Genomic DNA, 25393 nt, shown 5'->3' on the forward strand with positions numbered 1-25393 from the left:
CTCCTTCTGGTTTCATTGCAGCCGTGAGGCTGGAATCAGACCTGCATCGCCTTGGCAACTTCGGCGGCGTAGTCTTCCACCACCTTCTCGATGCCTTCGCCAACGACCAGCAGCTGGAAGCCAGCCACGTCGGCGCCGGCAGCCTTGACCACCTGCTCGACGGTCTTGTCGCCGTCCAGCACGTAGCTCTGGCCGTACAGGGTCACTTCGCTGACGATCTTGTTGATCTTGCCGCTGATGATCTTTTCCAGGATGTCGGCCGGCTTTGACTTGTCCTTCTCGGACATCTTGGCCAGTTCGATTTCCTTTTCCTTTTCCACGAACTCGGCCGGCACATCGGCAGCCTTGTTGTGCGGCGGCTTCAGCGCAGCCACGTGCATGGCCAGGCCGCGAGCCAGCTCGGCGTCGCCGCCGATCAGGTCGACCAGCACGCCGACCTTGCCGTTGGTGTGGACGTAGGAACCGACGTTGCCGGTGGTGTCCAGCTTGACCAGGCGACGGATCTGGATGTTCTCACCCAGGGTCTGCACGGCGGTCGCGCGGGCTTCTTCGACGGTCTGGCCGCTCGGCAGCTTGGCCGACTTCAGCACTTCCACGTCGGCGGCGCCCGATGCCAGGGCGGCAGCGGCGACGGAATCGACGAAGTTCTTGAAGTTGATGTCGTTGGCGACGAAGTCGGTTTCCGAGTTGATCTCGACCAGCACGGCCTTGCCGCCGTCCTGGGCCAGGCCCAGGCGACCTTCGGCGGCCACGCGGTCAGCCTTCTTGTCGGCCTTGGCAGCGCCGGACTTGCGCAGCGCTTCAGCAGCGGCGTCGATGTTGCCGCCAGCCTCGGTGAGCGCCTTCTTGCATTCCATCATGCCGGCGCCGGTGCGCTCGCGCAGTTCCTTGACCAGGGAAGCAGTGATTTCCACGGGATTACCTCACGAAAGAAAGGGGTTGGGCCGGCATGGTGGCCGGCCCGTGTGACAGTCTCCTGTCGTCGCGCCATCGGCAGCGGACAGGAAAGGTGGGCGCGTGGCGCCCACCAGGGCCTGGATCAGGCCTGGGCTTCGCCCTTGTCGGCAGCAGCCTTCTTGGCCGGAGCGCGGCGGGCCGGCTTGGCTTCTTCGGCCGGAGCGTCGGCGAACTCTTCTTCACGGACGGTGGCAGCGTGCGGTGCAGCAGCCTTGCCTTCCAGCACGGCGTCAGCAGCGGCGCGCGCGTACAGCTGCACGGCACGGATGGCGTCGTCGTTGCCCGGGATCGCGTAATCCACCAGTTCCGGGTTGTAGTTGGTATCGACGACAGCGATCACCGGGATGCCGAGCTTCTTGGCTTCCTTGATGGCGATGTCTTCGTGGCCGATGTCGATGACGAAGATCGCGTCCGGCAGACGGTTCATGTCCTTGATGCCGCCCAGCGAGGCTTCCAGCTTGTCGCGCTCGCGACGCAGGCCCAGCACTTCGTGCTTGACCAGCTTGTCGAAGGTGCCGTCGGTTTCACCGGCTTCCAGTTCCTTCAGGCGGGCAACCGACTGCTTGACGGTACGGAAGTTGGTCAGGGTGCCGCCCAGCCAACGCTGGTTCATGAACGGCATGCCGCAACGCTCGGCTTCTTCGCGGATCGACTCGCGCGCGCTGCGCTTGGTGCCCAGGAACAGGATGGTGCCGCGCTTCTGGGCAACCGACGAGATGAAGTTCATCGCATCGTTGAACAGCGGGACGGTCTTTTCCAGGTTGATGATGTGGATCTTGCCGCGGGCGCCGAAGATGTACGGAGCCATTTTCGGGTTCCAGTAACGGGTCTGGTGGCCGAAGTGGACGCCGGCTTCCAGCATCTGACGCATGGTGACCTGGGGCATTGCAGAACTCCTGATGGGGAACCGGCGATTCCGCCCGCGGGATAGGTGTGCGGGACGCGTGGAAGCGCTGATGGTTCCGGGGTTGGGCTTCCCTGTTGCCTCCGTGGCCGAACTCCTTGCGGAGCACCCCGGCACGGATGGGGGCAGCAGGTGTGGATTCACCGGTGACGTCCGGTGTGGACGGCGTCCCGCGCACAGGGCGGCAGGACATCCGGGCAATTATAGCCCGCTTGACTGGCTCGCCGCAATTGCGGGCACCGATGGGGTCAGAATCACATCTGTGCCGTCCTGCAGGCGGGCGCGGAAGCGGCCGCCTGCATAGCCATCGGCGCGCGGCGGCAATGGCCACTGTCGTCGCCTGGCTGCGAGCACGTAGCCGGCAAGGCCGGGCAGCAGCAGGCTGCGCTGGCCATCCGCCGGCTCATAGCTCAGGTCGCTCAGGCGTGCGTGCCGGGCGCCGCTGTTGTGCAGTCGCAGTATTGGCTGAGATCCGCCAGCCACCACCTCCACCTGCAGGCGGGGCCGCGCCGGGGAGGCAAGTTCGCCACGGAACAACGGCAGCGAATAGCGCGGCATGCCGGCGTCGTCCGGTGCCAGGATGATACGGAACGCCTGTTCGGCGGCCACCGGCGCGGAAGAGGCAGGCAGCAACCACACGCGCTGGCGCGCGCCGGCAGGCAGGTCCAGCAGGGTCGGGCTGGCCAGTACCTGCCCGCTGCGCTGCAGGTGTTCTGCATCCTGTTGCTGGTCCCACGCCCAGACCTGCAGCTGCCCGCGCCACGGGCCGGGGCCGGGATTGCGCAGCCACAGCTCGGTCCGCCCCTGCGCGGCCGGCAGGTGCAGGGTGGTCGGCACCAGCTCCAGCGCCTGCGCCTGCGCGGGAAGTGGTAGCACGGCGGCCAGCAGAAGCAGCAGCCGGCGCATCAGTAGTAAGTGGTGGGCGGTTCGGGCAGCGAATGCCCCTGTTCGTCCTGCGCAGGCGGGGCCAGTTCCCGGACCTGGGGCGGCAGGTGACCGCCATCGTTGTGCTGCTGCGGCACCGGGCAGCGTGGGGCGCCGTCAGTACCGGCGCAGCCTTCAACCACGACCAGGCGGATCTGCAGCGGAGCAGGTACCGGTTCTGCCCAGGCTGCCGTGCTGGCGATGGTCATCGCCCAGATCAGTACTCCCGAACCACCTGTGATCCACCGTGTTGTCGACTTGATGCGCGGTATCGGCCGACAGGGGGGATTCTGTAGAACGAGCTCCGCTCAGTAGGTGATCGTCACCTGCACCAGGTCGTTGTAGGTGCCCGCCGGCGGCTGTCCGGCCACGGGGGGCACACGCCCGAATATGTCCAGTGTCTGCGCGCTGCCGGTGCCAACGCCGCTGAAGGTGTCCACGGTGAGCGTATTGCCCCAGCGCTGGCTGCGCGCAGCATCCCGGTACAGCTCGTAGGTCAGGTAATAGCTGTTGCCGCCGATGGTGGTGCGCATGCGCCGGGTGGTGGTCAGGGCCGGGTTGTTCTGACCGTTGTTCAGGCCGACCTGGTAGGCGGTGCGCTTGAGGCAGGTCAGCGTCAGGGTAGCGGTCTGGTCGATGTTGGCGGGAATGCCGCCGGTGACGTTGCCGAAATTCATGGTGGTGGTGAGATAGCTGCCGCATTGCGGCAGCACGGTGGCGGTCGTGTTGAAGGCGAAGGCGGCACTGCTGCTGTTGGTGCCGGTCGCGCCGCCGTTGCAGTTGGCCGGCACGCTGGCGTTGCCCAGCAGTACCTCGTTCCAGGCCCAGGTCAGCACCACGTTCGCGCCGCTGAAGGTGCTGCTGTAGCTGCCCGATGCCAGCACCTGGTTGGCCGGGATCTGCGCGTACAACTGCACGCTCTGCGCGCCGCTGCCGCCGGTCAGCAGGGGCACGTTGTAGGTCATGGTCAGCTCCTGCGCCGGCGGTACGCCGCGCGGGGTCAGGCCGGTCACCTGGCTGTAGTTGGAGGTGTTGTAGAGCTGGAAATTGAGTGTATCGCCGCTGCCGTTGACCATCGTTCGCCACGGCGTGGTGGTGCTGCCGCCACTGCCGCTGCCGATGCCCACGCAGACGCGCACGCCGGTGGTGGCGAGCAGGCTCAGCGCGGCGGTGGTGCAGGTCACGGTGATGTTCAGGGTGCCCGAGGTCGGGCCGGCCGCACCGCTGTTGACGTTGCCGAACGGCAGCAGGGCGTCTGCGGTTGCCGTGCATACTGCCGCGGCGCGGGCCGGCAGGCTGGGCACCAGGCATGCAAGCAGCAGCACGCCCGCCAGCAGCAGGCGCAGGCTCATGGCGCCACCTCCGGCACACATTGCAGCGGGGCCGGGCGCGGCCGCGCTCCGGCGGCGACCACCTGTGACGACGCCGGTACCCGCGCACGGCACTGGCCACGGCTGGTGGTGATGTACAGCACGGTTCCAGCGGCCACGTCTTCCAGGTACAGCAGGCCGTCGTAGCCGACCGACGCCTGGCGGCCATCCGGCAGCTGCACCTCGCTGCCGGCTTCCAGCGGCTGGCCTGCCATGTCCTGCAGGGTGAGGGTCAGCGAAGGCCGCGAGCGCAGGTTGAAGGTCACCCGGGTACCGGCGCGCTGGCGGGGTGTCACCCAGTCTTCGATGCGATCGGCGCGCATGTCCGCAGGCAGGTCCAGGGTATCGATGGAGACGCGGTTGCGCTGCCAGGACAGCAGCGGGCTGATCAGCAGCAGGCCCCGCTCGTCGGTGGCACCGATCAGGCGGTTCTCAAGCCGCACCGGCACACCGCCGATGCCATTGGTGCTGACCACCGCGAAGGCATCGGCGACTTCGCGGGCGGCGAAGGTGTGCCCGGCCATCCACACCAGGCTGCCGCTCGCGCTGCCATAGGCATGGTTGAGGCCCGCCTGGCGGGAGGCACCGAAGGCATAGCGGCCGACATCGTTGAGGATGCCGACTTCGGCCAGGCCGCCGCTGCCGCCGTCGCCGTGGCGGACCTGTGCGCGCCAACCGATACCACCTGCGCCGCCGTCGCCCGGCACCGGCTGGGTGACATCGGCAACCCAGCTCTGGCTGTCGCCGTTGCGCTGGCTGGACAGGCTGGCCTGGCGGTTGTTGCCCAGGCTTGCGGTCAGCGACAGGTAGACGCTGCGGTCATCACTGTCGTCCAGGTTCTGGTTGACCGACAGGTAGGCCGACCAGCGCGGGCTCCAGCTGCGTGACCAGAACAGGCTGGCATAACGGTTGTCATCGCCATCGGGGTAGCGCAGCCGCAGATAGCTGGCGCTGAGCGTGCCCAGGCGCAGCAGGTCCAGGCCGACCGTGGCCTGCTCGCTGATGCTGGGCGGCAGGTTGGCCTGCAGCGCGCCCAGGTCGCGGTAGTCACCGTGGCTGCGCACGCTGCGCAGGTTGAAATTGAAGCGCCGGTTGTTCCAGCTGTACCCCAGCGCCCACTGTCCGCCCTGCAGGCCCTGGTAGCGGCTGCGGGCATAGGCGGCATTGAGCACGCCGGCGCCGCCCAGCAGCCACCAGCCACCCACGCCGGCCTGGGCCAGGCCGCCGCCGCCCTCGGCGTGTGCTTCGCCGGTGAATGTGTCGCTGACGCCGCCGCGCCAGCTGGCGCTTGCCACGGTACGGTCGTCGTAGGCGAAGGAGCGTTCGCCGAACTGCTCGCGCAGCTGGCCGACGCCGAGCGACCAGTCCGACAGGCCCTTGGCCAGCAGCTGCTGGGTGCCGTAGAAACTGAAATCCAGGGTCTGCATGCGGCCGAAGGCATCGGTGACCACCACCTGCGCGCTGCCGGTACCGCTGATGCCTGGTTGCGCCGCCAGCTGGAACGGCCCGACCGGTACCTGGCCGCTGTACTGGCGCAGGCCATCCACATACAGCTCGACCGTCGATGGCACCACCGCCTGGCCGAGGAAGGCCGGAGTCGGGGTAAGAACGCGATACGGCTGCAGCCCGTAATTGCGGCCGATGTGGATGCCGCCCAGGCGGACCGGCCGGCTCCAGTCGACAAAGCCGCTGTAGAAATCGCCCACCTCCAGGGTCAGCGCCTTGTCCGGGAAGTCCAGCGTCCAGCGCGTATCCAGGCGTACGCTTTCGCTGCGCCAGTGGCGCTCGCCGGTCTGGTAGCGGCGGCTGACCGCGGTGTTCTCGAAGGCGCCGGCCCCTATGCCGAACACCCGCAGCTCAGCGCTCAGGGTCAGGTTGCCGAGGCTGTCGACGCGGCTGCCATACAGGTCGTAATTGAGCAGGACGCCGGGCGAGGCGCTGCCGCGGGGAGCGTGGACCTGCGGTCGGCTGATCACGGTGGTGGGCAGGGTCAACTGGTCCAGTGGCACGTCCAGGGCGAGGGTCTGCAGCTGCGCGTCATAGCGCACCACCGCGCCGCTGATCTGGTCCAGATGGACCGGGGCCTCACCGCTGGCGTTGAAGCCGAGCTGGCGCAGGATCTCGGGGCTGGCCTGCAGGCGACCGCGATTGTAGGTGAAGGGCAGCAGGCCGCGTGGCGTGCTGTTGAGGGTCACGTCCAGGTACAGCGTCTGGTTGGCCGTGAGCGTGGTCGGGGGCGGCAGCAGGGCATCGGCGGAGACCCCGGAGACATCGGCTGCGTGAGCCGCCGGGGACAGGGCCGCACCGAGCGCTGCGCTCATCAGCGCCTCAGCGAGCCGGTGGCGGCGGCAGCGGCGTCTGTTCCGACTCGCCATTGAGCTTTGCCGTGATCTGGTCGTTGTCGGCGTCGATCGCCGTGCGCCCCAGTGGCCAGCGCATGATCTGGCCGGGCAGTACGTAGCCCAGCAGGCCCGGGTGGACGATGCGCGGGCGCTCGGCGCTGCCGAGGGCAAGGTCGGCGATCTGCGCGTAGCTGTTGCCGGTATTGCCTACTTCCACGCCTTTGCGCCCGTCGTCCAGCCGCACCAGGCGGGCGTGCAGCTGCGGGGCCAGGCGGCTGCCTGGACCGGGCTGCACGAACACCGGGATCGAATAGCGCAGCACGAACTGCATGCCTTCGCTGCGCGTGGCCAGGTCGGGCACCTCATCGACGATCAGCCGGTAGTGCTGCTGCACGGCCGGTGCCTCGGCAACGGCGCGGATGACCCGCACCAGCTGCTGCTGGCCGGCGGCCAGTTCCTGCATCGGTGGCGTGGCCAGCAGATCCCCGGTGGGCAGCAGCTGTTCATTGCCGTCCTGCTGCACCCAACGGAATACCCGCACCTGCAGCTTCACCGGCGAGGTGCCGCTGTTGGTCAACCACAGTTCGCCGGCGCGCTGGCGTGCCTCCAGCTGCAGGCTGGTGGGTGCGACCTGCAGGCTGGTCGCCGAAACCCCGGTGACCCCGAGCAGCAGGCTGAAGGCGAGCAGCGCCACGCCGGTGGCGCGCCACGGGCGGGATCCGGCCATGCGGGCGTGCTCCATCAATAGGTGATCGTGGCGGTGACGGTATCCAGGTAGTTGCCGGTGGCAGCGTTGGCCGTGCTCAGGTTGAGGATCTGGCCGTAGACGATGTAGGGCACTGCCAGGCCGGTGCCGATACCGGCCTGGGTGTTGGTGCCCGTGGTGGCGCCCCACACCAGGGTATGTGCGGCATCCTGGTAGAGCTGGTAGCCCACGTAGTTGTTGGCCGTCACTGCCGCGTTGGTGTTCTTCATCCGCCGCGTGGTGACGTCATTGGCCGTGCCGGCATTGGCACCGGCGTTGAGGGCGATGGTATACGGGGTCAGTGCCGAGCACTGCGCGGTCACCGTGCCCTGGCCCAGGGTCGGGGTGGCGGTGGTGGATGCAGCCGTGCCGAAGTCGACGTTGGTGGCCGCTGCTGCGGTGATGGTGCAGGCTTTGGTGACCACCAGGGTGACGTTGAACGTGGTGGTGTCAGCAGCCATGGCCGGACCGGCTGCCAGCAGGGCAAGGGCCCAGGCCCAGGGGAAACGAACGGTGGATCGCATGGACAACCTCCCTGACCCGAAGGTCCGTTGAACAGCGCGAAGTCGGCACGTTTGGCGCCGATCAGACGACAGTGGGGCTAGCGTAGGCACCGCAAGTGTCTGTATTCCGTGAGAAACAGGCGATCAAAAGGGTGTGGGCCATCACGCTTTCACCTTCCTTGCCGGATCCGTGCATGGCCCGGATCGCCAGTTGGGTGGCGTTCGTTCAGATTGCGGCCGGATCGGCGATAATGGGAGCCATGAGCGTGAATATCAAAACCCCGCAGGAAATCGAGATGATGCGCATCGCCGGCCGCCTGGCCAGCGAAGTGCTCGACATCGTCACCCCCCACGTCAAGCCCGGTGTCACGACCGAGGAACTGGACCGCATCTGCCACGACCACATCGTGAACGTACAGGGCGCCATTCCGGCCAACGTCGGCTACCGCGGCTTCCCCAAGACCGTGTGCACCTCGGTCAACAATGTCATCTGCCACGGCATTCCCAGCGAAGGGAAGGTCCTCAAGGACGGCGACATCATCAATATCGACGTCACCGTCATCAAGGACGGCTGGCATGGCGACACCAGCCGCATGTACTTCGTCGGCACCCCGTCGGTGATGGCCAAGCGCCTGGTGGACGCCACCTATGAAGCGATGTGGCGCGGCATCCGCGCGGTGCGTCCGGGCGCGACCCTGGGCGACGTCGGCCATGCGATCCAGAGCTATGCCGAGAGCGAGCGTTTCAGCGTGGTGCGCGAATACTGCGGCCACGGCATCGGCAAGGTCTACCACGATGAACCGCAGGTGGTGCATTACGGCCGTCCGGGCCAGGGCCTGGTGCTGCAGCCGGGCATGACCTTCACCATCGAGCCGATGATCAACGAGGGCACCCGCTACAACAAGGTGCTGCCCGATGGCTGGACCGTGGTGACCAAGGACCGCAAGCTGTCTGCACAGTGGGAGCACATGATCGCCGTCACCGAGACCGGCGTGGACGTGTTGACCCTGTCGCCGGGCGAGTCGCAGGTCTCCTGACGATGCTGCCGGCGAGTTCGCTGCTGGACACGCCGGCCGCGTCGCTCAACGACCCGGACTGGGCTGCTGCCGCGCGCGATGCGCTGCAGCAGGCCGATACGCGCCTGTACCGCCGCTTCGACCAGGGCGACAACATCGAGCGCCTGCTGGCATTGCGCGCGCGCGCGGCCGATCACCTGATCCGCCATGCCTGGCAGCGCTGCCTGCCGGCCGACAGTGGCCTGTCGCTGTTTGCGGTCGGCGGCTATGGGCGCGGTGAACTGTTCCCGCGCTCCGACATCGACCTGCTGGTGTTCGGCGATCCGCAGGCGCAGCTGGCCCATGAACAGGCGCTCGCGCGCCTGTTCGCGCTGCTGTGGGATTGCGGCCTGGCGGTCAGCCACGCGGTGCGTTCGGCCGGGCAGTGCAGCGAGGCTGCAGCCGACCAGACCGTGCTGACGGCGTTGATCGAAGCGCGCCCGCTGATGGCCGATGAGGCGGCGCGGCGTGCGCTGCGTGCGGCAGTGGATGACCGCGAACTATGGCCGCCGCGTGCGTTCTTCCTGGCCAAGCTGGAAGAACTGCGCAACCGCCACCAGCGTTTCGGCGACACCGCCGACAACCTGGAGCCGGACCTGAAGGATGGCCCCGGCGGCCTGCGCGATCTCAACACGCTGGGCTGGATGGCGCTGCGTGCGTTTGGCGTGCGCGATCTGGAAGCGCTGGTCGGCCTGGGCCACCTGGGCGCTGATGAGGCCGCGGCGCTGAAGCGCGAACGTGCGGTGCTGGCGCGGCTGCGCTTCGGCCTGCACCTGGTGGCCCGCCGCCCGGAAGAGCGCCTGCGCTTCGATTACCAGAAGACCCTGGCCGCGCGCCTGGGCTTTGAAGACGATGCCGAGAGCCTGGGTGTCGAGAAGATGATGCAGGGCTTCTACCGCGCCGCTTCGGTGGTGCGGCGGATCAGCGATCGTCTGCTGCAGCGTTTCGAGGAACAGTTCGATGGCGAGGCACAGCCCGAGCCGCTGACGGTGGGGTTCGCGCTGCGCCGTGGCTACCTGGCGGCCAACGATGCCGACTGGCCGAATGCTGACATCGGCCAGGTCTTCGCGCTGTTCGCCAGCTGGGCGAACAATCCGCAGATCCGTGGCCTGCATTCGTTGACTGCGCGCGCGCTGGCCGAATCGCTGCCGCTGCTGCCTGCCTATGACCAGGCAGACCCTGATGCGCGCGAACAGTTCATGGCCCTGCTGCGTGGCCAGCGCCCGGTCGACACGCTTTCGCGCATGGCGCGGCTGGGCGTGCTCGGGCAGTGGATTCCCGCGTTCGCCCAGGTCAGCGGGCGCATGCAGTTCGACCTGTTCCATGTCTACACAGTGGACCAGCACACGCTGATGGTCCTGCGCAACATGGGTCTGTTCGCCAGCAGTCGCGCCGATGAACGTTTCTCCATCGCCCACGAAGTCTGGCCGCGCCTGCGCAAGCCGGAACTGCTGCTGCTGGCCGGCCTGTTCCACGATATCGCCAAGGGGCGCGGCGGCGATCATTCCGAACTGGGCGCGGTCGATGCACGGGCGTTCTGCCACGCGCAGGGGCTGAGTGGTTCGGATACCGAACTGGTGGCCTGGCTGGTCGAACAGCACCTGCGGATGTCGGTGACCGCGCAGAAGCAGGACATCGCCGATGCGGACGTGATCCATCGTTTCGCGACCCTGGTCGGCAGCCGCGACCGCCTGGATTACCTGTATCTGCTGACCTGCGCCGACATCGCCGGCACCAGCCCGAAGCTGTGGAACGCGTGGAAGGACCGGCTGCTGGCCGATCTGTATTTCGCTACCCGCCGCGCGCTGCGCGAGGGCCTGGAGCACCCGGTGCCGGCCGCCGAGCGCGTGGCCGAAGCGCGCGACAGCGTGCGTGCGCTGGTGCGTGAGCAGGGCTACGACGATGCCACCATCGATCGCCAGTTCGCGGTGATGCCCGACGAAGGTTTCATCCGCCTGCGCCCGGAACAGTTGGCCTGGCAGGCTGCCGCGCTGATACCGATCAAGCAGGGCCAGACGCTGGTGAAGGTTCGCCGGATCAGTGTCGACGACCCGGCGCTGGAAGTGTTCGTGCATTCGCCGGACCGTGACGGCCTGTTCGCCGCGATCGTGATGACCCTGGACCGCAAGGGCTACGGCATCCACCGCGCGCGCGTGCTGGATGGTCCGGCCGACACGATTTTCGATAATTTTGAAGTGAGCCCGGCCGACACCTTTGCCGATGGCAGCAGCGCCAACCTGGAAGCGGCACTGCGCGAGGCGCTCAGTGGCGACCTTGCGCGGCTGCGTCCCTCGCGCCGGGTGGTGCCACGCCAGCTGCGCCACTTCCGTTTCGCCCCGCGCATCGAGTTCCGCGATGAACCCGGCGCGACCCGTTTTGCCCTGGTCGCCCCCGATCGCCCCGGCCTGCTGGCCGACGTGGCGTTCGTGCTGCGCAACCAGGGACTGCGCGTGCAGGACGCGCGCATTGCCACATTCGGCGAACGCGCCGAAGACACCTTCGTGATCAGTGACGAACACGACCTCCCCCTGACTGAATCCGCCCGGCAGCAGCTGCATGACGCAATGCTGGCCTGCCTGGACCCTGATCGAAACGCCGGAGACCCCGCCTGATGGCCACCAAGCCTGCAAAGAAGACTGCCGCGACTGCCAAGAGCGCCGCGGCCAGAAGGACTACTGCCGCTGCCCCGGCTGCGAAGAAAGCTCCACAACAGCCGAAGGCGGGCCAGACCGCAGCGGTGAAGAAGGCCGCCGTGCCGAAACAGGCTGCAGCGAAGAAGGCGCCGGCAAAGAAGGTCCCGGCCAAGACCGCCGAAGCTGCGCGCGCCGAGAACATCGCGCGCAAGTCGCTGCGCAAGCCGGCCGGGCCGGGCGTGGAAGAACTGAAGTTCGGCATCGAAAGCGCCTTCGAGCGCCGCGCCACGCTGACCCTGCACGAACTGGAAGGCTCGACCCGGCCGCTGGTCAACCGCGTGATCGATGGCCTGGAAAGCGGCGAGTTCCGCGTCGCCGAACCCGATGGCCATGGTGGCTGGAAGGTCAACGAATGGCTGAAGAAGGCGGTGCTGCTGTATTTCCGCGTCAACGACATGGCCGTGGTCGATGCACGCCCGGCACCGTTCTGGGACAAGGTCGAATCGCGCTTTGCCGGCTATGACGAGGCGAAGTTCCGCCGTGGCGGCGTGCGCGTGGTGCCGGGTGCGATCGCCCGTCGCGGCACGTATTTCGGCAAGGACGTGGTGCTGATGCCGAGCTTCACCAACATCGGTGCCTACGTCGGCGAAGGCACCATGGTCGACACCTGGGCCACCGTCGGTTCCTGCGCGCAGATCGGCCAGCACTGCCACCTGTCCGGTGGTGCCGGCATCGGTGGCGTGCTCGAGCCGCTGCAGGCCAGCCCGACCATCATCGAAGACCATTGCTTCATCGGCGCGCGTTCGGAAGTGGTGGAAGGCGTGGTCGTCGGCCATCACAGCGTGATCGGAATGGGTGTGTTCCTCAGCCAGAGCACCCGCATCTACAACCGCGCCACCGGCGAAATCAGCTACGGCTACATTCCGCCGTACAGCGTGGTGGTGTCCGGCTCGCTGCCGAGCAAGGACGGTACCCACTCGCTGTACTGCGCGGTGATCGTCAAGCAGGTCGATGCCCGCACCCGCAGCAAGACCAGCGTCAACGACCTGCTGCGCGGCCTGGCCGACTGACGGGGCCGCGCGCATGAGCACCACCGTCCATGGTCTGAAGAACTGCGATACCTGCAAGAAGGCGACCAAGTGGCTGGACCGCTTCGGCGTGCCGTACACCTTCGTCGACTACCGCGACAACAAACCCAGCCCGGAAACGCTGCTGGAGTGGGCCGCCCAGCTGGGTGGCCTGGCGGCGATGGTCAACCGGTCCTCCACCACCTGGCGGCAGCTGCCGGACAACCGCAAGGCCGCCGATTCGGAGGCGGAATGGAAGCTGCTGCTGCGCGAGTACCCGCAGTTGATCAAGCGGCCGCTGGTGGTGACTGCCGACGGCAAGGTCAGCCAGGGTTTCAGCGACAACGGTTTCAAGGCGCGCTTCGGCGTGGGCGGCGCGTGAGCGCCGTCCTCGACCTGGCCTGCGATCTGATTGCACGGCCGTCGGTGACCCCGGACGATGCCGGTTGCCAGGCGCTGATTGGTGAACGTCTGCAGGCGGCCGGTTTCACCTGTGAGCACCTGCGGCTGGGCGAGGTCGACAACCTGTGGGCCACGCACGGCAGCGGCGCGCCGGTGCTGGTCCTGCTGGGCCATACCGACGTGGTGCCGCCGGGCCCGCGCGAGGCGTGGCAGAGCGATCCGTTCGCGCCACAGATCCGCGATGGCGTGCTGTACGGTCGCGGCACCGCCGACATGAAGGGCAGCGTGGCCGCGTTCGTGATCGCTGCCGAACAGTTCGTTGCGGCCCATCCGCAGCACGCCGGTACGCTGGCGGTGCTGCTGACCAGCGATGAGGAAGGCGATGCGATCGATGGTGTGCGCCATGTCGCGCGGCTGTTCGCCGAGCGTGGCCAGCGCATCGACTGGTGCATCACCGGCGAGCCGTCCTCCACCGCCACGCTGGGTGACCTGCTGCGCGTGGGACGTCGCGGCAGCCTGTCGGCCAAGCTGCGCGTGCAGGGCGTGCAGGGCCACGTGGCCTACCCGGACAAAGCGCGCAATCCGATTCATCTTGCCGCGCCGATGCTGGCCGAACTGAGCGCACGGCGCTGGGACGAGGGCTATGAGAGCTTCCCGTCGACCAGCCTGCAGATCTCCAACATCCATGCCGGCACCGGTGCCAACAACGTGATTCCCGGTGAGCTGGAGGTGGATTTCAACATCCGCTACAACCCGCACTGGGATGCAGCGAAGCTGGAAGCGGACATCACCGCGCTGCTGGACCGCCATGGCCTGCAGTACACGCTGAAGTGGCACCGCAGTGGCGAGCCGTTCTACACCCCCGAAGGTACGTTGCGTGCAGCGGCGCGCGCGGTACTGGCCGAGCACACCGGTCGCGCACCGGAAGAGAGCACCGGTGGTGGCACCTCCGATGCGCGCTTCATCGCACCCCTGGGCGCGCAGTGCATCGAAGTCGGCCCGGTCAACGCCAGCATCCACCAGGTGGATGAGAACGTGCGCGTGGACGAGCTGGAAGCACTGCCGGGGCTGTACCAGCGACTGGTGGAGCGGTTGCTGGTGTGATCCGCGTCGCCGGGCATGGCCCGGCGCTACCAGGGTGAGGGTGCGGTTGCTGGTGTGATCCGCGTCGCCGGGCATGGCCCGGCGCTACCAGGGTGAGGGTGCGGTTGCTGGTGTGATCCGCGTCGCCGGGCATGGCCCGGCGCTACCGGGGTGAGCGTGCGGTTGCTGGTGTGATCCGCGTCGCCGGCGTGGCCCGGCGCTACCGGGGTGAGCGTGCGGTTGCTGGTGTGATCCGCGTCGCCGGGCATGGCCCGGCGCTACCAGGGTGAGCGTGCGGTTGCTGGTGTGATCCGCGTCGCCGGGCATGGCCCGGCGCTACCGGGGTGAGCGTGCGGTTGCTGGTGTGATCCGCGTCGCCGGGCATGGCCCGGCGCTACCGGGTGAGCGTGCGGTTGCTGGTGTGATCCGCGTCGCCGGGCCATGCCCGGCGAGCGCAGCAGCGCGCGTCATTCCGAAAAAATGAAGAACGGCGGTTCGACCGCTTTTTTCCAGTAGCTCGGCGCGGCCATGTAGAAGCGCTGCGCCTCGGCCCGGGCGAACCAGCCCGCCGCTGCCTCGGTGTCCTTCTCCACGCCCGGCGCACTGCGGCCCAGCAGCAGCCCGGCGAAGTACTGGCCGAACACATTGCCCTTCTCGCCGGCACGCTGGTACAGCTGCAGCGCACGCGCCGGATCGCGCGGCAGTCCCACGCCCTTCTCCAGCAGCGCGCCCAGGTCCACCTGCGCTTCGGCATCGCCGCGCTCGGCGCGACGCTGGATCTGCGCAACCAGCGGGTGCGCGCTGTCGCCCTGCGCGGCCACTGCATCCGGCAGTCGCGACGATGAACTCGGGTAGCGCTGGTAGATCATTCCGCGCAGGTCCCAGCGCAGCGCCTGTTGCGCATTGCCACGCTGGCGATAGGCCTTGGCGAGTTCGTAGAACGCATAGGGATTACCGTGGTACGCCGCCGCCAGATAGGCGCGTTCGCCACGTCGCCAGGACGCGCGCAGCACCGGCGCAGGGTTGATGTGGGGGCTGTCGGCATACCGCAGCATGCCGGAGATCCAGATCCGGCCCAAGGCTTCTTCCGCCTTGGTGTTGTGGAAGGTCCAGGGGGTGACCGCTGCGGCACGCTCGTAATAGGCGATGGCGCGCGGATCGTTGAAGCGCTCGAAGGTTTCCGCGGTATCAAAGGCCCCCTCGAAGCTGCCGTCGGTTCCGCGTTGTTCCAGGCTCTGCTGCTGAGCCGGCGGAAGGGGCGAGGGTGGGGGCAGGGTCTGGCAGGCGGCCAGGCACAGGCAGATCACGGCGGCCAGAGCCGCGTTGCGTCCGTTGCGGTGTTGCATTTCCATTGCACGTTTCACGGCGGGCCATTATGCGCTCTGCGCAGTGGTTGCCAACGCAACGGTTGCGCCGTGCCGGAAAGCGGGGTAGGGTCGATGCCATGTCGATCCGCCTGGCCACCGTCGTCAACAACAGCAACCGCAATAATCTGCGTGCGAATAATCGTGCGCGGCCGATGCGGGACTGCGCCCTGGGTAGATAGACAGCAACATACGCCCGGACACCAGAAAACCCGCATCGGCCGATGCGGGTTTTTTTGTGCCCGGGCGCAGCCCCACCCGGGCCTGGATGGCCGGTCGAACACCTTCCCCCCGTGTACTTCCCCACAACAGGAGTTCCACCCATGTGTTCGATCTTCGGTATTTTCGGCCTGCAGGCCGGTGACGATCTTCCTTCCCTGCGCCGCCATGCGCTGGAGCTGTCGCAGCGCCAGCGTCATCGTGGGCCGGACTGGAGCGGTGTGTACCTGGACGAGGGCGCGCTGCTGGTGCACGAGCGTCTGGCCATCGTCGATCCGGCAGGCGGCTCGCAGCCGCTGCTGTCCGAAGACGGGCAGCTGGCGCTGGCGGTCAACGGTGAGATCTACAACCACCAGCAGCTCAAGGGCGGACTTGCCCAGGCCTATGCCTTCCAGACCGGCTCGGACTGCGAGGTGATCAACGCGCTGTACCGCCAGGGCGGGTCGCCGGCGCAGTGGCTGGAGCAGCTCAACGGCATCTTCGCTTTTGCTTTGTGGGATCGCAGTGCGGGTCGTGTACTGATCGCGCGCGACCCGGTTGGCGTGGTGCCGCTGTACTGGGGCCATGATGCGCAGGGGCGGTTGCGCGTCGCCTCTGAAATGAAGGCGTTGGTCGATACCTGCGCCGACGTCGCCCAGTTCCCACCGGGCCATTACTACGACAGCGCCAGCGGTGAGCTGGTGCGCTACTACCAGCAGCCGTGGCGCGAGTACGACGACGTGCAGGGCCGCTCGGCCGATCTCGCCGAGCTGCGCCAGGCCTTCGAACATGCGGTCGAACGCCAGTTGATGAGTGATGTGCCGTACGGCGTGCTGCTGTCGGGCGGGCTGGATTCGTCGCTGGTTGCCGCCGTGGCAGCACGTTATGCGCGTCGTCGCATCGAAGATGGCGGGCAGAGCGAAGCGTGGTGGCCGCGCCTGCATTCGTTCGCCATCGGCCTGAAGGGCTCGCCGGATCTGGCCGCTGCTGCGGTGGCCGCCGAAGCACTGGGCACGGTCCACCACGGCTTCGAATACACCTTCGAAGAAGGCCTGGACGTGCTGCCGGAGGTGATCCGCCATATTGAAACCTACGACGTCACCACCATCCGCGCCTCCACGCCGATGTTCCTGCTGGCGCGGCGGATCAAGGCGATGGGGGTGAAGATGGTGCTGTCCGGCGAAGGCAGCGACGAGATCTTCGGCGGCTATCTGTACTTCCACAAGGCACCGGACGCGCGCGAATTCCACCAGGAACTGGTGCGCAAGCTCGATGCCCTGCACAACTACGATTGCCTGCGCGCCAACAAGTCGATGATGGCCTGGGGCGTGGAGCCGCGCGTGCCGTTCCTGGACCGCGAGTTCCTCGACGTGGCGATGCGATTCGATGCCGCGCTCAAGATGGTCGGCGCCGGTTTTGGTGGTCGCCGCATCGAGAAGGCGGTACTGCGCGAAGCCTTCCAGGGCTACCTGCCGGACAGCATCCTGTGGCGGCAGAAAGAGCAGTTCAGCGATGGCGTCGGCTATGGCTGGATCGATGGCCTGAAGGCGCACGCCGAAGCACAGGTCAGCGACCGCGTGTTGGCTGCGGCCGACAAGCGCTTCCCGCACAACCCGCCGCAGACCAAGGAGGCGTACTACTACCGTCACCTGTTCGAGCAGTTCTTCCCCAGCCATGCGGCGGCTGAAACCGTGCCGGGCGGCAAGTCGATCGCCTGTTCCTCGCCGGCAGCGATCGCCTGGGATGCCAGCTTTGCCGCCGCCGCCGACCCGTCGGGCCGCGCCATCGCCGGCGTGCACGAACAGGCGTTGGCCTGATCGGCCGCGCCGAGCGGCAGCCACACGGGTAGCGCCGGGCCATGCCCGGCGAGCCCTGCAGCGCATGGGCGGCGAGGGACGTATCATCAGCCCCCTGCACATTGGGGAATGTTCATGGACGTACAGACCGGAGGTCCCGTGAGGCCGACGAAGTGGGCTTGGCGCTATCTGGTGTGGGCCGGCGTGCCGCTGCTGGTCGGCCTGCTGCTGGCCCGCTATGCGGGCCCCGGGCTGCCGACGGTGGCCAGCAAGGCCGAAGCCGTGGTCGGCAGTGACTGGGCCCATCACCTGGCCTCGCCGCTCGGCCTGTTCCTGCTGCAGCTGCTGGTGCTGCTGCTGGTCGCCAAGGGCGCCGGCGCGCTGTTGAAGCGTTTCGGCCAGCCGGCCGTGATCGGCGAAATGGCCGCCGGCCTGATGATGGGGCCGCTGTTGCTGGGCAGCCTGCTGCCGCAGGTGCACGGTGCACTGTTCCCGGCCGCTTCGCTCGGGCCGCTGGGCATGCTCAGCCAGCTGGGTGTGCTGATGTTCCTGCTGGTAGCCGGCGCCGAGCTTGATCTGGGCGCGCTGCGTGGGCGTCGTCGCTTCGCGTTTACCGTCAGCCACGCCGGCATCGCGGTGCCGTTCGTACTGGGTGTGGTCCTGGCCATCTGGCTGTATCCGCAGCATGGACCGCAGGGCGTGAGCTTTACCGCGTTCGCGCTGTTCGTCGGCATTTCGATGAGCATCACCGCTTTCCCGGTACTGCTGCGCATCCTCGCTGATCGCGGCATCACCCACACCCCGCTGGGGCAGACTGCCATCGCCTGCGCGGCGCTGGGCGATGCGACCGCGTGGTGCCTGCTGGCGCTGATCGTGGCGGCAGCGCAGGCCACCGGCTGGTTGCCGGCCAGCGTCAACCTGCTGTGCGTGGTGGCGTTCATCGCGCTGATGCTGGGACTGGTGAAGCCGTGGTTCGCCCGCCAGACCATCGCGCCGGGTCGCGAAGGGCGCTGGCTGCTGGGCATCCTGCTGCTATCGCTGGCCAGTGCGCTGGTCACCGAAGTGCTCGGCATCCATGCGCTGTTCGGTGCCTTCGCCGCAGGCGTGGCGGTGTCGTCCAACGCGCAGCTGCGGCACCTGCTGGTGGCCAGGGTCGAACCGTTCGCGGTGACGCTGCTGCTGCCGCTGTTCTTCGCCATGACCGGCCTGCGCATGCGCGCCGACGCGTTGCACAGCAGCGACATTCTGCTGTGCGTGGTGGTGATCGCCGTGGCCACGGTGGGCAAGCTGCTGGGCACCTGGAGCGCGGCGCGCAGTACCGGCATGGCCTCACGCGAAGCGTGGCGACTGGGTGCACTGATGAATACCCGCGGGTTGATGGAGCTGATCGTGCTCAACCTGGGCTACGAGCTGGGCCTGCTGGGCGACCGCCTGTTTGCGGTGCTGGTGATCATGGCACTGGTGACCACTGCGATGACCGGGCCGCTGTTGAACCTGATCGAGCGCCGCAAGGCCTGACGCGGTGAATCCCGCCGGGCATGGCCCGGCGCTACCATATCGTTCGGATCCACTGTGCGCGGGCTCGTTGCTCTGGTAGCGCCGGGCCATGCCCGGCGAGCAATTACCTGGCCGGTAGCAGCGTCAACGTGTGCTGCGCCTTGCCGGGCAGGAACGGGGTGGGGCGACCGTGTACCCAGTCCTCGTGTCCGGCGCCCCAGTACGGAGACAGCGGATGGCCGGTCTGCCCACCCGGCATGTGCACGATGCCATCGGCCTCGTGTCCGGGCGAGACCACCATGCGCTGCGAGGCGCCGAACGCCGGCGTCTGTACACGCGGCATGTCACGGTCGCCGGGCAGGGGATCGGCCGGCATGCACAACCAGCGGCTGGCGAAGGCGGGCAGGGCGCGCGCGACCGGATGGCAGATCGCTGCGGTATTGCGCTCGCCCCAGCTGCGGTGCGCCAGCGGCCCCTGCGCGGACAGCTCTGCTTCGGTACGGCGCGCCGCATCGGCCAGCAGCGCATCCCAGCTCGTGTAAGCGGGCGGCAGCAGGTTGGCGGGGCGCTGCTGCAGCATCGGCCAGGCCACGCCTTCCAGCTGCGACAGGCGCGGTGCCAGGAAATCCTCGCCCAGCGGTGCCCGGGCCGGTGCCAGCAGCGCATCGGTCAACGTGTCGAGCACCTGCGTGCGGAACTCGCGCACCACCCGGTAGCTGACCGAATCGATCGCGGCGCGCCCGTCCCAATGGCTGCTGGCCGTGCCCAACCGCTTCAGTGCCGGATCGTCGCTGTGCTCGACCACCTGGTGCAGCAGCACCCACCAGCGCTGCAGGAACACCGCGCGGTCGTCGAGCTGGATCGCCAGCAGGTCGTGCTCGTCGAAATGCGCCTGCGTAGCCAGCAGGTCGCGGATCTGCCGTCCGCGCGCGCCGAGGTCGTAGCCGCCATTGCCGACCGTGGCCAGGGTCGCCTCGTCCACCACGCGGCTGTTGGCCGTCCACAGCCGATGCGAGGCAGGGTCGACCAGGCTCGGCGCGGCGTCGCTGCGGATCGGCCACGGCGCGCAGCCCGGGTTGCGGTGATTGTCATTGAAGCCCAGCGGTGTGCAGCCCGGGCCACGGTCAGGCCGCGCGCCGATCAGGCGCCACGCGATGCGCCCGCTGCGGTCGCCGATCACCAGGTTCTGCGCGGGAATGCGGGCGTGGTCGGCAATCTGCAGGGCCTGGTCCAGATCGGCGGCCCGTGCCATGTCGGCGAAGTCCATGCGCACCGCGCCCGGCAACTGCGCGACCCAGCGCAGGGCGTCGCCGCTGCCATCGGCGTGGGTGTGCAGGATCGGCCCCCACGCAGTTTCGCGTACCGGGAAACGCACGTCGGCACCGCCGGCCACGACGATCCGTTCCTCGTGCACGGTCACTGCAGCGTCCGCTGGCTCGGTGCGGAAGTCGGCAGTGTCGATGTAGCTGTTGGTGAAGCCCCAGGCCACGTGGCCGTTGCTGCCGACAATCACCGCCGGCACGCCCGGCAGCGAGAATCCGCTGACGTCGACCTGGCCACCCGCGGCCTGTGGATCGGGGTAGCGCAGGCGCACACGGAACCACAGGCTGGGGGCGCGCAGGCGCAGGTGCATGTCGTCGGCGACGATCGCACGGCCATCGGCGGTCAGCGCGCCGGCCACGGCGAAATTGTTGCTGCCGACCGCGTCGGCATCCTCGGCAGCCGCGCCGGTCGCGGCCTTCAGCGTGCGCAGGTCCAGCTGGCTGGCATCAGGCAGGGGGGCGTTGCCGCGGGCAGCGCCGGCCAGCGGCGCATCCCACTCGCTGCCGTCGTTTGCCAGCAGCGCATACAGTGCTGGCGGCACCACCGCGCGGATGCGCTCCAGGGCCAGTTCGGACTGGTTGCTGGGGTCCTGCAGGTCGGCGTACATGGCCAGGCCTGCCAGCACGCTGTCGCTGGCCTGCCACGGTCGGGGCGCCTGCCGCAGCAGCAGGTAGGCCCATGGCCGCACCGCCAGGCTGCCCAGGCCCTGGTTGACCCCGTCCACATAGGCGCGCACGGCCGCAGGGTCGCTGCCCAGTGCGTCCTGCAGATGGGCCTCGGTGCGCGCGCGCAGGCGGTGCACGCGCATGCGCTTGTCGGCTTCGATCGCCTTCGCCCCGAACAACGCGGACAGTTCACCCGCGGCACTGCGCCGCATCAGGTCCATTTCGAAATAACGTTCCTGCGCGTGAACACTGCCGAGCGCCCGCAGGGCATCAGCCTTGTTGCCGGCGGTGATGGTGACCACCCCCAGCGCATCGCGCTCTACGGTGACCTTGCTGGCCAGCCCGGGCAACGGGCGCTCGCCGTCCAGTTCGGCGAGGCTGCCGCGCAGCAGCAACCACAGGACCAGCACCGCGAGCAGCACGATTGCCACCAGCACACCCAGAATCCACCGCCACGTACGACGCATTGCAGGTCCTTTCCGAGCAGGTCGGCCGATTGTAGCCGCAGGCGCAACTGCGACTGATTCCGATTAGATCACCGTAGTTCCAGATCGGGCACCATGGGCGCCATCGATTCACAGGAGCTCCCCCCATGAAAGGCAACCCGGACGTCATCGCCTGCCTGAAGGAACTGCTGCGCGGCGAACTCGCCGCCCGCGACCAGTACTTCATCCACTCCCGCCGCTACGAGGACCAGGGCCTGTTCGCGCTATACGAACGCCTGAACCACGAGATGGAAGAGGAGACCCAGCATGCCGACGCGCTGCTGCGCCGGATCCTGTTCCTGGGCGGCGACCCGGACATGCGCCCGCATGCCACCGAGCCCGGCAAGACCGTGGAGGAGATGCTGCGCAAGGACCTGGACACCGAATACGCGGTGCGCAACAACCTCGCCGCCGGCATGAAGCTGTGCGAGGAGAAGGGCGACTACGTGAGCCGCGACATGCTGCTGGCGCAGTTGAAGGACACCGAGGAAGACCACGCCTGGTGGCTGGAGCAGCAGCTGGGCCTGATCAAGCGAATCGGCCTGGAGCTGTACCAGCTGAGCAAGATCGACGGCAGCGGCGCCCCGGCGCACTGACCCCGATTGTCGTAGCGCCGGGTCATGCCCGGCTCTACCAGGAGCGCAAAGCAACGTCGCCCGCCAGCACCGGAGCACCGCCAGCCAGCCTTCGCCCGCCAGCTGCTCCACCGCCCGCCAGCCGACAAACAAAGAAGCCGGGGAATGCCCCGGCTTTTTTGTGCCTGATGCTCCGATCCCGGTAGCGCCGGGCCATGCCCGGCGGGTTCCCGGTTGCCGGGCAAGGCGTGTCAACCCAGGTTGACACCAACCGTCATTCGACCGACAACCCTTCCACCTTCTGCCAGCCACGCGGCAGCAGATGGCCACGGGTGGCGCGGGCGCCCAGATAGGCGTCGAGCTCGTTGAACTTCAGGCCCATGGTGCGCTGGCCGCTGCGGACCTGCAGGGTCTGGCCCGGGCTGATCGCCACGATGGCGACCACGCGTTCGGTGGCGAGCTTGGCCTTGGGGATCTCGATGATCTTGTTGCCCTTGCCCTTGTCCAGTTCCGGCAGGTCGTTGGCGGCGATCGCCAGCAGGTTGCCCGAACTGGTCACCGCGACGATGCGGTCGGTAGCGACGTTGGCCACCACCGATGGGGTCAGTACCGACGAGCCCGCCGACAGGTTCAGCATCGCCTTGCCGGCCTTGTTGCGACCGATCAGGTTCTCGAAACGGGTGACGAAACCATAGCCGTGGGTCGAGGCCAGCACGAAGCGGGTATCCGGTTCGGCGCTGGCCAGGGTCACGAAGCTGGTGCCTGCGGCCGGCGAGAAGCGGCCGGTCAGCGGCTCACCGTTGCCGCGTGCCGAGGGCAGGGTATGCACCGGCGTGGAGTAGGCGCGGCCTTCGCTGTCCAGGAAGGCGACCTGCTGGGTACTGCGTGCACGCACCGCGCCCTGCAGGGCGTCGCCATCGCGGTAGGACAGGGCGGACGCATCGACGTCGTGGCCCTTGGCGGCACGGATCCAGCCCTTCTCCGACAGCACTACGGTCATCGGCTCGCTCGGCACCAGCTCGGTCTCGTCGATGGCCTGCGCGGCCTGGCGCTTCACCAGCGGCGAGCGGCGTTCGTCGCCGAACTTCTTCGCATCGGCCTGCAGCTCGTCGCGGATCAGCTTCTTCAGTTTGGCCTTGCTGTCGAGGATGCTGAGGATCTTGTCGCGCTCCTTGGCCAGTTCGTCCTGCTCGCCGCGGATCTTCATCTCTTCCAGGCGGGCCAGCTGCTTCAGCTTGGTTTCCAGGATGTACTCGGCCTGGTCTTCGGACAGGCCGAAGCGCGCGATCAGCGCCGCCTTCGGTTCGTCCTCGGTACGGATGATGTGGATCACCTCGTCCAGGTTGAGGAACGCCACCAGCAGGCCTTCCAACAGGTGCAGGCGACGCTCGACCTTCTGCAGGCGGTGCTGCAGGCGGCGGGTGACGGTGCTGCTGCGGAATGCCAGCCATTCGCTGAGCAGCGTCTTCAGGTTCTTCACCTGCGGACGGCCGTCCAGCCCGATCACGTTGAGGTTGACGCGGTAGCTGCGCTCCATGTCGGTGGTGGCGAACAGGTGCCCCATCAACTGCTCGGCGTCGACGCGGTTCGAGCGCGGCACCAGCACCACGCGCACCGGGTTGGCGTGGTCGGACTCATCGCGGATGTCTTCCAGCCACGGCAGCTTCTTGGCGCGCATCTGCGCGGCAATCTGCTCGATCACCTTCGACGGCGACACCTGGAACGGCAACGCGGTGACCACCACGTTGTGCGCTTCCTTGGTGTAGGTGGCACGCGCACGCACGCTGCCGTTGCCGGTCTCGTACATGTTCCGCAGGTCGTTGGCCGGGGTGATGATCTCGGCGTTGGACGGGTAGTCGGGGCCCTTCACGTGCTCGCACAGGTCACGCACGCTGGCATCCGGATCGTCCAGCAGGTGCAGCAGCGCGCTGACGATCTCGTTGAGGTTGTGCGGCGGCACATCGGTGGCCATGCCCACGGCGATGCCGGTGGTGCCGTTCAGCAGCAGATGCGGCAGGCGTGCCGGCATCCAAGTCGGTTCCTGCAGGGTGCCGTCGAAGTTCGGTGCCCAGTCGGTGGTGCCCTGGCCCAGTTCGCCCAGCAGCACTTCGGCGATCGGGGTCAGCTTGGATTCGGTGTAACGCATCGCCGCAAACGACTTCGGGTCGTCGCTGGAACCGAAGTTGCCCTGGCCTTCGATCAGCGGATAACGGTACGAGAACGGCTGTGCCATCAGCACCAGCGCTTCGTAGCACGCGCTGTCGCCATGCGGGTGGTACTTACCGATGACGTCACCGACGGTGCGCGCGGACTTCTTCGGCTTGGACGCGGCATTCAGGCCCAGCTCGCTCATCGAATAGATGATGCGGCGCTGCACGGGCTTCAGGCCGTCGCCAATGAACGGCAGGGCGCGATCCAGGACCACGTACATCGAGTAGTCGAGGTAGGCGCGTTCGGCGTACTCGCGCAGCGGCAGTTGTTCGAAACCGTGGAACACGGGGCGGGCAAGATCGGTCATGCGGCGTTGTTACCTATGTCGGGAGGCGGTGACGGCGGTCGCCGCTCTCAATCCAGTGATTATCCGGATGCGGCGGGGGATGCCAAGCCGCGTGCAGGGTCAAGGCCCGGTTCCAGGCCGTGGCCGGCCCGTGCCAGGTAGCGTCCGGGCGGTAGCCCGAAGTGTCGCCGGAACACGGTGACGAAGGCGCTGGCGCTGCTGAAGCCCAGTGCGTGGGCGATATCGGCCACGCTGCGGCCCTCGCTGAGCTGCCGCAGCGCCTCGGCCAGCCGCGCCTGCTGGCGCCATTGCGCGAAGCTGAGGGTGGTCTCGTCGCGGAAATGGCGGGTCAGGCTGCGCGGCGACAGGCCGGCCCAATGCGCCCACTGCGCCAGGCCGCGCTCGTCGGCCGGGTCGGCCAGCAGCTGCGAGGCGATCTTCAGCAGGCGCCGGTCACGTGGCATCGGCAGGTGCATGCGCTGGCGCGGCGCGGCGCGTATCTCGTCCAGCAGCACATTGATGATGTGCTGCCGTTCGCTGGTGCTTTCGTAGTCCTGCGGCCAGTCACAGATGCGTTCGGCCACGGCCTGCGCCAACCGCGAGATGCCCAGCACGCATGGGTCGGCGGGCAGTTCGGCGCACAGCGGTGCGGCCAGCACCATGCCCCAGCCGCGCAGGGGGCCATCGATGTGGACCGTATGCGGCTCGGCCGGCGGCATCCAGCCCGCCGAACCTGGCGCCAGCGACCAGGTGCCATGGGAGGTGCGGGTGGTCAGCAGGCCGCGTTCGACGCAGATCAGCTGCGCGCGGACGTGGTGATGCCAGTCCACTTCGCGGGCCAGCCCCTGCGGGCTGTCGAAGCGGAAGGCGATGACCGGCGGGCCGTCATTGCGCTCGAACCAATCCAGTGCTTCTTCGCGCAGCAGGGTGGCAGGGCCGGGTTCGCCCGCCTTTACGTGGGCCAGGGGTGGCTTGAATGTGACATTCATTGGCTGGATTGTACTACCG

Annotated in this window: 20 protein-coding genes; 8 read left to right on the forward strand and 12 right to left on the reverse strand. The window is 67.9% G+C overall.

Annotation, left to right across the window (positions count from 1 at the left end):
• Nucleotides 1-35 precede the first annotated feature (35 nt).
• From tsf to D0Y85_RS06565, 8 genes are all read right to left on the reverse strand, one after another.
• Nucleotides 36-914 (reverse strand): translation elongation factor Ts, encoded by an 879-nt coding sequence (tsf, locus tag D0Y85_RS06530; RefSeq protein WP_117309905.1) that lies wholly within the window; start codon nucleotides 912-914, stop codon nucleotides 36-38.
• Between the two features lie 125 nt (nucleotides 915-1039).
• A complete protein-coding gene (gene rpsB / locus D0Y85_RS06535; protein WP_117309906.1) occupies nucleotides 1040-1843 on the reverse strand; it encodes a 30S ribosomal protein S2 in 804 nt (267 codons plus the stop codon).
• Between the two features lie 219 nt (nucleotides 1844-2062).
• Nucleotides 2063-2767 carry a fimbria/pilus periplasmic chaperone gene (locus tag D0Y85_RS06540; protein WP_117309907.1) on the reverse strand — a complete coding sequence of 235 codons (705 nt, stop codon included), beginning with the start codon at nucleotides 2765-2767 and terminating at the stop codon, nucleotides 2063-2065.
• Nucleotides 2767-2994 (reverse strand): hypothetical protein, encoded by a 228-nt coding sequence (locus D0Y85_RS06545; RefSeq protein WP_117309908.1) that lies wholly within the window; start codon nucleotides 2992-2994, stop codon nucleotides 2767-2769. The genes D0Y85_RS06540 and D0Y85_RS06545 overlap by 1 nt, the downstream gene beginning before the upstream one ends.
• A gap of 99 nt (nucleotides 2995-3093) precedes the next feature.
• Nucleotides 3094-4131 carry a spore coat protein U domain-containing protein gene (locus tag D0Y85_RS06550; RefSeq protein ID WP_117311865.1) on the reverse strand — a complete coding sequence of 346 codons (1038 nt, stop codon included), beginning with the start codon at nucleotides 4129-4131 and terminating at the stop codon, nucleotides 3094-3096.
• Between the two features lie 2 nt (nucleotides 4132-4133).
• Nucleotides 4134-6476, reverse strand: a complete 2343-nt coding sequence (locus D0Y85_RS06555) for a fimbria/pilus outer membrane usher protein (RefSeq protein ID WP_117309909.1) — start codon at nucleotides 6474-6476, stop codon at nucleotides 4134-4136.
• A 7-nt stretch (nucleotides 6477-6483) separates the two neighbouring features.
• A complete protein-coding gene (locus D0Y85_RS06560) occupies nucleotides 6484-7239 on the reverse strand; it encodes a molecular chaperone (protein WP_117309910.1) in 756 nt (251 codons plus the stop codon).
• Nucleotides 7239-7766: a spore coat U domain-containing protein gene (locus D0Y85_RS06565; protein WP_117309911.1), complete on the reverse strand. Its 528-nt coding sequence runs from the start codon at nucleotides 7764-7766 to the stop codon at nucleotides 7239-7241. The genes D0Y85_RS06560 and D0Y85_RS06565 overlap by 1 nt, the downstream gene beginning before the upstream one ends.
• A 239-nt stretch (nucleotides 7767-8005) precedes the next feature.
• Between D0Y85_RS06565 and map the strand changes: the two genes are divergently transcribed.
• Genes map through dapE form a run of 5 tightly spaced genes read left to right on the forward strand, consistent with a single transcriptional unit; the run spans nucleotide 8006 to nucleotide 14006 of the window.
• Nucleotides 8006-8782, forward strand: coding sequence for a type I methionyl aminopeptidase (gene map, locus D0Y85_RS06570; RefSeq protein ID WP_205420742.1), 777 nt, complete (start codon nucleotides 8006-8008; stop codon nucleotides 8780-8782).
• Nucleotides 8783-8784: 2 nt separating this feature from the next.
• Complete coding sequence (locus D0Y85_RS06575; RefSeq protein WP_117309912.1) at nucleotides 8785-11412, forward strand: [protein-PII] uridylyltransferase; 2628 nt, start codon at nucleotides 8785-8787, stop codon at nucleotides 11410-11412.
• Nucleotides 11412-12503 (forward strand): 2,3,4,5-tetrahydropyridine-2,6-dicarboxylate N-succinyltransferase, encoded by a 1092-nt coding sequence (gene dapD, locus D0Y85_RS06580; protein ID WP_117309913.1) that lies wholly within the window; start codon nucleotides 11412-11414, stop codon nucleotides 12501-12503. Before D0Y85_RS06575 ends, dapD begins: the two co-directional genes overlap by 1 nt.
• A gap of 13 nt (nucleotides 12504-12516) precedes the next feature.
• Complete coding sequence (locus D0Y85_RS06585; protein WP_080149330.1) at nucleotides 12517-12882, forward strand: arsenate reductase; 366 nt, start codon at nucleotides 12517-12519, stop codon at nucleotides 12880-12882.
• Entirely contained in the window at nucleotides 12879-14006 is a 1128-nt protein-coding gene (dapE, locus tag D0Y85_RS06590; protein ID WP_025877640.1) for a succinyl-diaminopimelate desuccinylase, read from the forward strand. Before D0Y85_RS06585 ends, dapE begins: the two co-directional genes overlap by 4 nt.
• A 446-nt stretch (nucleotides 14007-14452) precedes the next feature.
• Here the strand turns inward: dapE and D0Y85_RS06595 are convergent, their stop codons facing one another.
• Nucleotides 14453-15331, reverse strand: a complete 879-nt coding sequence (locus D0Y85_RS06595; protein WP_117309914.1) for an SEL1-like repeat protein — start codon at nucleotides 15329-15331, stop codon at nucleotides 14453-14455.
• 341 nt (nucleotides 15332-15672) lie between these two features.
• On the opposite strand from D0Y85_RS06595, the gene asnB reads away from it, so the two are divergent.
• On the forward strand, nucleotides 15673-17364 hold the full coding sequence (gene asnB / locus D0Y85_RS06600) for an asparagine synthase B (protein ID WP_117309915.1): 1692 nt from the start codon (nucleotides 15673-15675) through the stop codon (nucleotides 17362-17364).
• A gap of 108 nt (nucleotides 17365-17472) precedes the next feature.
• Nucleotides 17473-18861, forward strand: a complete 1389-nt coding sequence (locus tag D0Y85_RS06605) for a cation:proton antiporter (protein ID WP_117309916.1) — start codon at nucleotides 17473-17475, stop codon at nucleotides 18859-18861.
• Between the two features lie 103 nt (nucleotides 18862-18964).
• On the opposite strand, the gene D0Y85_RS06610 is transcribed toward D0Y85_RS06605, so the two are convergent.
• Nucleotides 18965-21295, reverse strand: a complete 2331-nt coding sequence (locus D0Y85_RS06610) for a penicillin acylase family protein (RefSeq protein WP_117309917.1) — start codon at nucleotides 21293-21295, stop codon at nucleotides 18965-18967.
• Nucleotides 21296-21420: 125 nt separating this feature from the next.
• Here D0Y85_RS06610 and bfr point away from each other — a divergent pair, with 125 nt between their 5' ends.
• Complete coding sequence (gene bfr, locus D0Y85_RS06615; RefSeq protein ID WP_025877631.1) at nucleotides 21421-21909, forward strand: bacterioferritin; 489 nt, start codon at nucleotides 21421-21423, stop codon at nucleotides 21907-21909.
• 253 nt (nucleotides 21910-22162) lie between these two features.
• Here the strand turns inward: bfr and parC are convergent, their stop codons facing one another.
• Both parC and D0Y85_RS06625 read right to left on the reverse strand, forming a co-directional pair.
• Entirely contained in the window at nucleotides 22163-24406 is a 2244-nt protein-coding gene (gene parC / locus D0Y85_RS06620; RefSeq protein ID WP_117309918.1) for a DNA topoisomerase IV subunit A, read from the reverse strand.
• Nucleotides 24407-24465: 59 nt separating this feature from the next.
• Nucleotides 24466-25374, reverse strand: a complete 909-nt coding sequence (locus tag D0Y85_RS06625; protein ID WP_117309919.1) for a helix-turn-helix transcriptional regulator — start codon at nucleotides 25372-25374, stop codon at nucleotides 24466-24468.
• Nucleotides 25375-25393: the final 19 nt, after the last annotated feature.

The sequence above is a fragment of the Stenotrophomonas sp. G4 genome (assembly GCF_003428825.1).
GTDB lineage: Bacteria > Pseudomonadota > Gammaproteobacteria > Xanthomonadales > Xanthomonadaceae > Stenotrophomonas > Stenotrophomonas indicatrix.

Coding starts and splice junctions, on each gene's coding strand:
- D0Y85_RS06560 (WP_117309910.1), bottom strand. CDS start 7,239: ATGGAGCACGCCCGCATGGCCGGATCCCGCCCGTGGCGCGCCACCGGC.
- dapD (WP_117309913.1), top strand. CDS start 11,412: ATGGCCACCAAGCCTGCAAAGAAGACTGCCGCGACTGCCAAGAGCGCC.
- D0Y85_RS06605 (WP_117309916.1), top strand. CDS start 17,473: ATGTTCATGGACGTACAGACCGGAGGTCCCGTGAGGCCGACGAAGTGG.
- rpsB (WP_117309906.1), bottom strand. CDS start 1,843: ATGCCCCAGGTCACCATGCGTCAGATGCTGGAAGCCGGCGTCCACTTC.
- D0Y85_RS06565 (WP_117309911.1), bottom strand. CDS start 7,766: ATGCGATCCACCGTTCGTTTCCCCTGGGCCTGGGCCCTTGCCCTGCTG.
- D0Y85_RS06575 (WP_117309912.1), top strand. CDS start 8,785: ATGCTGCCGGCGAGTTCGCTGCTGGACACGCCGGCCGCGTCGCTCAAC.
- map (WP_205420742.1), top strand. CDS start 8,006: ATGAGCGTGAATATCAAAACCCCGCAGGAAATCGAGATGATGCGCATC.
- D0Y85_RS06625 (WP_117309919.1), bottom strand. CDS start 25,374: ATGAATGTCACATTCAAGCCACCCCTGGCCCACGTAAAGGCGGGCGAA.
- D0Y85_RS06545 (WP_117309908.1), bottom strand. CDS start 2,994: ATGACCATCGCCAGCACGGCAGCCTGGGCAGAACCGGTACCTGCTCCG.
- D0Y85_RS06610 (WP_117309917.1), bottom strand. CDS start 21,295: ATGCGTCGTACGTGGCGGTGGATTCTGGGTGTGCTGGTGGCAATCGTG.
- D0Y85_RS06540 (WP_117309907.1), bottom strand. CDS start 2,767: ATGCGCCGGCTGCTGCTTCTGCTGGCCGCCGTGCTACCACTTCCCGCG.
- bfr (WP_025877631.1), top strand. CDS start 21,421: ATGAAAGGCAACCCGGACGTCATCGCCTGCCTGAAGGAACTGCTGCGC.
- asnB (WP_117309915.1), top strand. CDS start 15,673: ATGTGTTCGATCTTCGGTATTTTCGGCCTGCAGGCCGGTGACGATCTT.
- parC (WP_117309918.1), bottom strand. CDS start 24,406: ATGACCGATCTTGCCCGCCCCGTGTTCCACGGTTTCGAACAACTGCCG.
- D0Y85_RS06595 (WP_117309914.1), bottom strand. CDS start 15,331: ATGCAACACCGCAACGGACGCAACGCGGCTCTGGCCGCCGTGATCTGC.
- D0Y85_RS06585 (WP_080149330.1), top strand. CDS start 12,517: ATGAGCACCACCGTCCATGGTCTGAAGAACTGCGATACCTGCAAGAAG.
- D0Y85_RS06555 (WP_117309909.1), bottom strand. CDS start 6,476: ATGAGCGCAGCGCTCGGTGCGGCCCTGTCCCCGGCGGCTCACGCAGCC.